This window comes from Oleiphilus sp. HI0123, from assembly GCF_001635315.1.
In genome coordinates this window covers 1-6,523 of the sequence record NZ_LWGE01000809.1, presented here as the reverse complement: position 1 = coordinate 6,523, position 6,523 = coordinate 1, and the positions used below count along the sequence as shown (strand labels likewise).

Here is a 6,523-nt window from a genome sequence, read left to right as displayed (position 1 = left end):
TAGTTTTATTTCCATAGTAATAACCGTCTGTAGCAAAAAGGACTTTAGGACGAGTTTGTTCGAAGCGATCGAGCACGCCTGTTACGCCAAAATCGGGTGAACAGGATGTCCAGATTGCACCGAGGCTACTTGTAGCAAGCATGGCAATCACCGCATAGCAACTATTTGGTAGGAAGCCGGCTACCACATCGCCTTTTGCTACGCCCACTTGCTTAAGATATGTGGCACACTTATTAACCTGCTGGAGTAGTTCCTGGTAACTAAGCTCTGTTCTAAGGCCATGCTCGCCACGTTCAACAATCGCTATCGATGCAGGGCTGCTTTCAGCTTGGCGCAACAGATTCTCGGCAAAGTTCAAGGTCGCATTTGGAAACCATTGCGCACCCGGCATCTTGTCTTCATTAAGCAAGGTGAGTTCGCCTTTATGACCTTTGACATCAAAGAAATCCCACAGCTGTGACCAGAATGCCTGCTTATCAGAGACAGACCAACGATAGAGTTGATCGTAGCTTTCAAATGAATGTTCGCTTTGCTGATTTAGATAAGACATGAATCGAGTCAGTTCTGTCTGCGATATGCGGTCTATGCTAGGTTGCCAAAGGCATTCGTTATTTTGCTGATTCATGTCGTGCTGTTCCGAGTCTGGTTATTTTAATGCGAGCGCTACTTTTGATTGATTAGTTCGGCCAATTGCATTGCAAATTCTGTTTCCTGCTTCAATGAGCTTGTCTAGCTCAATACCTGTTTCCATGCCAGCCCCCTGGAGCATATAAACGGTGTCTTCTGTGCTGACATTTCCAGAGGCTCCGGTTGCATAGGGGCAACCACCTAAGCCAGCTACTGAGGTATCGAAAGTTCTGTAGCCTAACTCTAGGGCTGCGTATTGATTGGCAAGCGCTTGGCCGTAGGTATCGTGAAAATGGCAGGCTAGTTGATTGGTCGAGAAGTGTCTCAATAGTTGAGAGAGCAGCGTTTTTATTTGAACGGGCGTACCAATGCCAATTGTATCGCCGAGTGATACCTCGTAGCAGCCCATGCTCAGCAGGCGCTCACAGACTTTAGTAACATTTTCAGGCGAAGTGATGCCATCGTAAGGGCAGGCGATAATGCAAGAAACATAAGCTCGAACGCGCAAATTATCCTGCTTGGCCTGGGTAATAAGTGGCTCGAAACGAGCAATGCTTTCATCAATGCTGCAGTTGATGTTTTTCTGAGTAAAGCCTTCTGAAGCTGCAGTAAATATGGCAACCTCATCCACATTGACAGATTTGGCTGCTTCATAACCCTTGAGGTTTGGGGTGAGAGCTGAGTAACAGATATCATCTCTGCGACTTAGCTTTGTGAAAACCTCTGCACTACTGGCCATCTGGGGAACCCACTTGGGTGAAACAAAGCTACCGGCCTCTATTTGCTTCAGTCCAGCCTTGCCAAGCTGTTCGATTAAGGCGAGTTTATCTTCCAAGCTTACGATTCCAGCTTCGTTTTGTAGCCCGTCACGCGGACCCACTTCAACAATTCTTACTTGATCACTCATGCTTGTGTTTACTCCTTATTGCTCTTAATCCAAGGAGCTGGCTGCTTATCGAAAAATGCCTTCAATCCATTTTGACCTTCTTCCGATACGCGTAAGTCAGCAATAAGCTGGCTGGTGCGTTCACTTAAGTCTTCAGGAGCTTGCACTATGTCAGCCACTAGCTGCTTGGCTGCAATACTGGCTTGCGGGCCAGTTGTTAAAATTTGTTCAACAATAGCCTGTACTTGCTCATCTAATTGTTCAGTTGCTACAACTTCATGGACAAGTTGATAACCCTTTGCTGCTTGAGCCTTAAATACTTCAGCAGTTAAGAATAGTCTTTTTGCGATGCGAGGGCCGATGGCTTCAACAACAAAAGGCCCGATGGTGGCAGGTGCTAAACCGAGTTTCGTTTCGCTTAAACAGAAACGTGATTTCTCATCGGCGATGGCAATGTCGCTGCACGCGATAAGCCCGATTGCTCCACCGTAGGCGGCTCCTTGTACGCGTGCTATTGTGGGAATCCTAAGATCGTTTAACTCTTGCATAAGCGCAGCAAGTTGGCGTGCATCGTGAAGGTTGTCTTCATGACTTAGCGTTGCCATACGTTTCATCCAGGCTAAGTCAGCCCCGGCGCAGAAATGTTTGCCATCAGCTTTGAGTACCATAACGCGCGCATCTGAGTCGTTGACTGTTTTTATATGTGCGCGTAGTTCGGTAATTACCTGGTCATCGAAAGCGTTGTGCTTTTCAGGGCGCGATAAGCAAAGGGTGGCGATTTGCTTATCAAATTGAAGAGTACTTGCTGGCTGCATGGTTAATATCCTGATTCATTGAATTGTACCTTATGAGTAATTTGAGTGATCGCTCATACTTACATTCTAAATACGCCAAACTCGGTATCTTCTATTGGTGCGTTTAGGCTAGCTGAGATTGCGACGCCAAGAACTTTTCGAGTGTCGCTAGGCTCGATTATGCCGTCATCCCATAAGCGTGCACTGGCATAATAAGGGTGTGCCTGTTTTTCAAACTGTTCGATAATCGGTTGCTTGAGTGCTTGTTCTTCTTCATCAGACCAATTGATGCCACGTTTAGCCAAACTATCTCGTTTAACTTGTGCCAGAACGCCTGCAGCCTGTTCGCCACCCATTACTGAAATACGTGCATTTGGCCACATCCATAGGAATCGTGGATGATAGGCTCTCCCGCACATGCCGTAATTTCCGGCACCAAAACTTCCGCCAATAATGATCGTAAACTTCGGAACTTTAGCGCAAGCGACGGCCATGACCATCTTTGCCCCATGCTTGGCGATACCGCCTTCTTCAAAGGATTTGCCGACCATAAAACCAGTGACATTTTGCAGGAAGATCAAAGGAATCTTGCGTTGGCAGCATAGTTCTATAAAGTGCGCGCCTTTTTGAGCAGACTCCGAAAACAAAATGCCGTTGTTAGCAATAATACCGACCGGGTTCCCGTAAATATGTGCAAAGCCGCAAACGAGTGTTTCACCAAAGTATTGCTTGAATTCTGAAAAGTCTGAATCATCAACGATTCGGGCAATGACTTCTCGTACGTCGTAGGGGGTTTTAAGGTCAGTTGGAACTACTCCGTTTATTTCATTTTCCGGGTACTTAGGTGGTTTTGCTGGGCGAGTAGCCATTTGTTGCGGCTTCTGCCAATTGAGGTTTGATACACATTCTCGAGCGATCTGGATAGCATGCTCTTCACTGTCGGCATAATGATCAGCAACACCAGAGGTTTTGCAATGCACATCAGCGCCGCCCAGGTCTTCTGCGCTAACTTCTTCACCGGTTGCAGCTTTAACTAGCGGTGGGCCTGCTAGAAAGATTGTACTGTGGTTGCGAACCATTATGCTTTCATCGGCCATTGCAGGGACGTAAGCGCCACCAGCGGTACACAAGCCAAGTACCACGGCGATTTGTGGAATCCCTTTGGCAGACATGTTGGCCTGTCGATAGAAAATGTTGCCAAAGTCATCCTCGTCCGGAAAGACTTCATCCTGATTAGGGAGGTTTGCGCCACCTGAATCTACAAGGTAGACGCAGGGTAGGCGATTCTCTTCAGCGATGGTTAAGGCGCGGAGATGTTTTTTAACCGAAAGAGGGTAGTAAGTGCCTCCTTTAACCGTCGAATCGTTGGCAACAATCATGCACTCAGTGCCATTGATTCGGCCTATGCCAGTAATTGCACCGGCAGAGGGAACCTTTTCATCGTATACCTCATGGGCAGCAAGTTGAGATAACTCAAGAAATGGTGAGCCGGGATCAATTAATCTCGTGACTCGGTCTCTGGGTAAAAGCTTTCCTTTAGCTAGGTGGCGCTTTACCGCTTCAGGCCCGGCGCTATTTGCGGTGGCCTGAATGGTTTCACGCAGCCCAGTCACCAGCTCGTCCATCGCAAGCTTTCTTTCTTTAAACTGTGCGCTTAAAGCGTCTGTGTTGGATTGTATAACGGTCATAAATGATTCTATCCATCGATAGCCTTAGCAATATTTGCTAAGGCTTGGCTTTAATTAACGAGGCAGGGTGTTAACGCGTTTCCATAAATAATTCGCGGCCGATTAGCATACGACGAATCTCGGAAGTTCCGGCACCAATTTCATAGAGCTTCGCATCTCGTAATAGGCGCCCAGCAGGGAACTCGTTAATGTAGCCATTGCCGCCAAGTATTTGGATTGCCTCCAAGGCCATTTTAGTTGCTGCTTCAGCGCTGTATAGAATGATACCGGCCGCATCTTTACGGGTGGTCTCACCTCGGTCACAGGCTTTAGCAACGGCGTATAAGTAGGCGCGGCTGGCATTGAGTGCTGTGTACATATCAGCCATCTTCCCCTGGATTAACTGGAACTCGCCGATCGACTGATTAAACTGTTTGCGTTCGTGGATATAAGGTATAACCAGGTCGAGGCAAGATTGCATAATGCCCGTTGGCCCACCTGATAGCACGACACGTTCATAATCGAGGCCGCTCATTAGTACTTTAACGCCCGCATTTTCAAGACCAAGAACATTTTCAACAGGGACTTCGACATCTTGAAATACCAGTTCGCAGGTGTTTGAACCGCGCATACCCAGCTTGTCTAGCTTAGGAGACCGACTAAAGCCCTTCCAGTCACGCTCGACGACAAAGGCAGTTATACCGTGCGGGCCTTTCTCTGGCGCCGTTTTAGCGTAAATGACATAGGTGTTAGCGTCGGGCCCGTTGGTAATCCACATCTTGCTACCGTTGAGAACATAATGGTCACCGCGTTTTTCGGCTTTAAGTTTCATGCTCACAACGTCACTACCAGCGTTCGGCTCACTCATTGCGAGTGCACCAATGTGCTCACCCGAAATAAGCTTCGGTAAATACTTTTCTTTTTGTTCTTGGCTACCGTTACGGTTGATTTGGTTAACACATAAATTTGAATGAGCGCCATAACTAAGGCCAATCGATGCGCTGCCGCGGCTGATCTCTTCCATTGCCAGTACATGAGCAAGGTAGCCCATGTTTGTGCCGCCAAACTCTTCCGGTACGGTCATGCCCAATAGACCCATTTCACCAAGTTTAGGCCAAAGCTCGTTAGGGAACTCGTTATCACTATCGGTCTTTGCAGCGATGGGCGTAATCTCACTTGCGACGAAGTTAGAGACCTGGTCTCTGAGCATGTCATTGGTTTCACACAAATCAAAATTTAGTAATTGCATGGTTGGCCTCACATTTCTATTTATTCGGTAAGAGATTGTTTATGTCTTTTGTTTATTTATCGCGTCTATGCACCGAGACTCGGCTTCATCAAGTTCGAGCTGCATAACACGAATATCTTCAACCTGTTGCTTTAAGACTTGTCTGCGCTCATTAATTTTATCGAGCAGGCGTCGTAATTGAACTTGGTTTGCACCACTTGGGTCGTACAACTGAATGAGTTCTTTTGACTCGGCAAGCGATAAACCAAGGCGTTTGCCTCGAATAATCAGTTTTAGTGTGACTCTGTCGGCATCTGAATAAATTCGCGTTTGTCCCTTTCGGGTAGGGTGCAGAAGTCCCTCTGCTTCATAAAAGCGTATGGTTCTGGTGGTGACATCGAACTCGCGAGACAGTTCGCTAATGCTGAATTGTTGGCTCATTCTATCAACCCTTTTTGGCCAATTTACTTTAGCTATCATGATATACTTACGTTGACGTTAACGTCAACATTGTGTGGTCTAGTGACAAAATTGTGTTGTGGTGGGTTAAAGGGTGGGTGATGCTTATTTCAGTAACTTATAATGTCTGTTCAATAGCTCTACCCAGCTTTCCAGCTTATCTGCATTGCCAATGCGTTTACCTTCCTGACCTCTAATCTTCGAAAGCCATAAGCCTTCACCGTTGAAGCTGTATACAGGTGCCAGGTCGGTACGTTGGCCTGCTGGTTTTATTTCATTAATCAGGTTGTCGAGAATGAGGGGTTCAGCGTCTGGAGTCGGGTAATAGGCGAGGACCATGTGAGCCTGGTTCAGCTCAAGCGCTTTGACGTAGGTGATTTTTATCATGTCATCAGGGATTCCCATTTCCCGAAGCGTAAAGTACTTTGCAATTGAGAAGTCCTCACAGTCGCCAGCATTGGTTGCCAAAAACTCTAATGGCGTTGCCCAATAATCTTCCTTATTCCATTGTTCTTGATCGGATACGAACTTCACTCTATTAAAGAACTGGTTTACAAGTTTTAGCTTTTGTTGATGGGTAATGTTTTGTTTGTAATTAGCGATTCTTTCCCATTGCTGGAGTCGGCTAACAGCGTCCTGGCCGAAGCGCTGGTCAATAAAATCGAGAACTTTAGAGTTAAGGTCTAGGGCTGAGGCGCAGGTCGTAATAAAAAAAATTATGACAACCCGCTTGTAAATCGGGGTCCTTAAAAGAGTGAGGCCTAAGCAATAGCTATTGAATATCGGAGTCATTGTGACTTATTGGTTTACTCTATTTTTAAGCATTCGCTTCCGAAGTTTGCTTAAACGGTCTTTTATGCCC

General features: G+C 46.6%; 7 protein-coding genes. All 7 read right to left on the bottom strand.

The window, feature by feature from the left end; genetic code table 11:
* Positions 1-625: AMP-binding protein (locus tag A3761_RS07070; protein ID WP_156491701.1), on the bottom strand; the 625-nt coding region annotated here is incomplete at its 3' end.
* Positions 626-646: 21 nt separating this feature from the next.
* Positions 647-1,534 carry a hydroxymethylglutaryl-CoA lyase gene (locus tag A3761_RS07065; protein WP_068507219.1) on the bottom strand — a complete coding sequence of 296 codons (888 nt, stop codon included), beginning with the start codon at positions 1,532-1,534 and terminating at the stop codon, positions 647-649.
* 8 nt (positions 1,535-1,542) lie between these two features.
* A complete protein-coding gene (locus tag A3761_RS07060; protein ID WP_068507218.1) occupies positions 1,543-2,328 on the bottom strand; it encodes an enoyl-CoA hydratase-related protein in 786 nt (261 codons plus the stop codon).
* A gap of 59 nt (positions 2,329-2,387) precedes the next feature.
* Positions 2,388-3,995, bottom strand: coding sequence for a carboxyl transferase domain-containing protein (locus A3761_RS07055; protein ID WP_068553300.1), 1,608 nt, complete (start codon positions 3,993-3,995; stop codon positions 2,388-2,390).
* A 70-nt stretch (positions 3,996-4,065) separates the two neighbouring features.
* On the bottom strand, positions 4,066-5,223 hold the full coding sequence (locus A3761_RS07050; RefSeq protein WP_068511075.1) for an isovaleryl-CoA dehydrogenase: 1,158 nt from the start codon (positions 5,221-5,223) through the stop codon (positions 4,066-4,068).
* Positions 5,224-5,262: 39 nt separating this feature from the next.
* Positions 5,263-5,643, bottom strand: coding sequence for a MerR family DNA-binding transcriptional regulator (locus tag A3761_RS07045; RefSeq protein ID WP_068511073.1), 381 nt, complete (start codon positions 5,641-5,643; stop codon positions 5,263-5,265).
* Positions 5,644-5,766: 123 nt separating this feature from the next.
* Entirely contained in the window at positions 5,767-6,453 is a 687-nt protein-coding gene (locus A3761_RS07040) for a transglutaminase-like cysteine peptidase (protein ID WP_082865153.1), read from the bottom strand.
* Between the last annotated feature and the right edge of the window lie 70 nt (positions 6,454-6,523).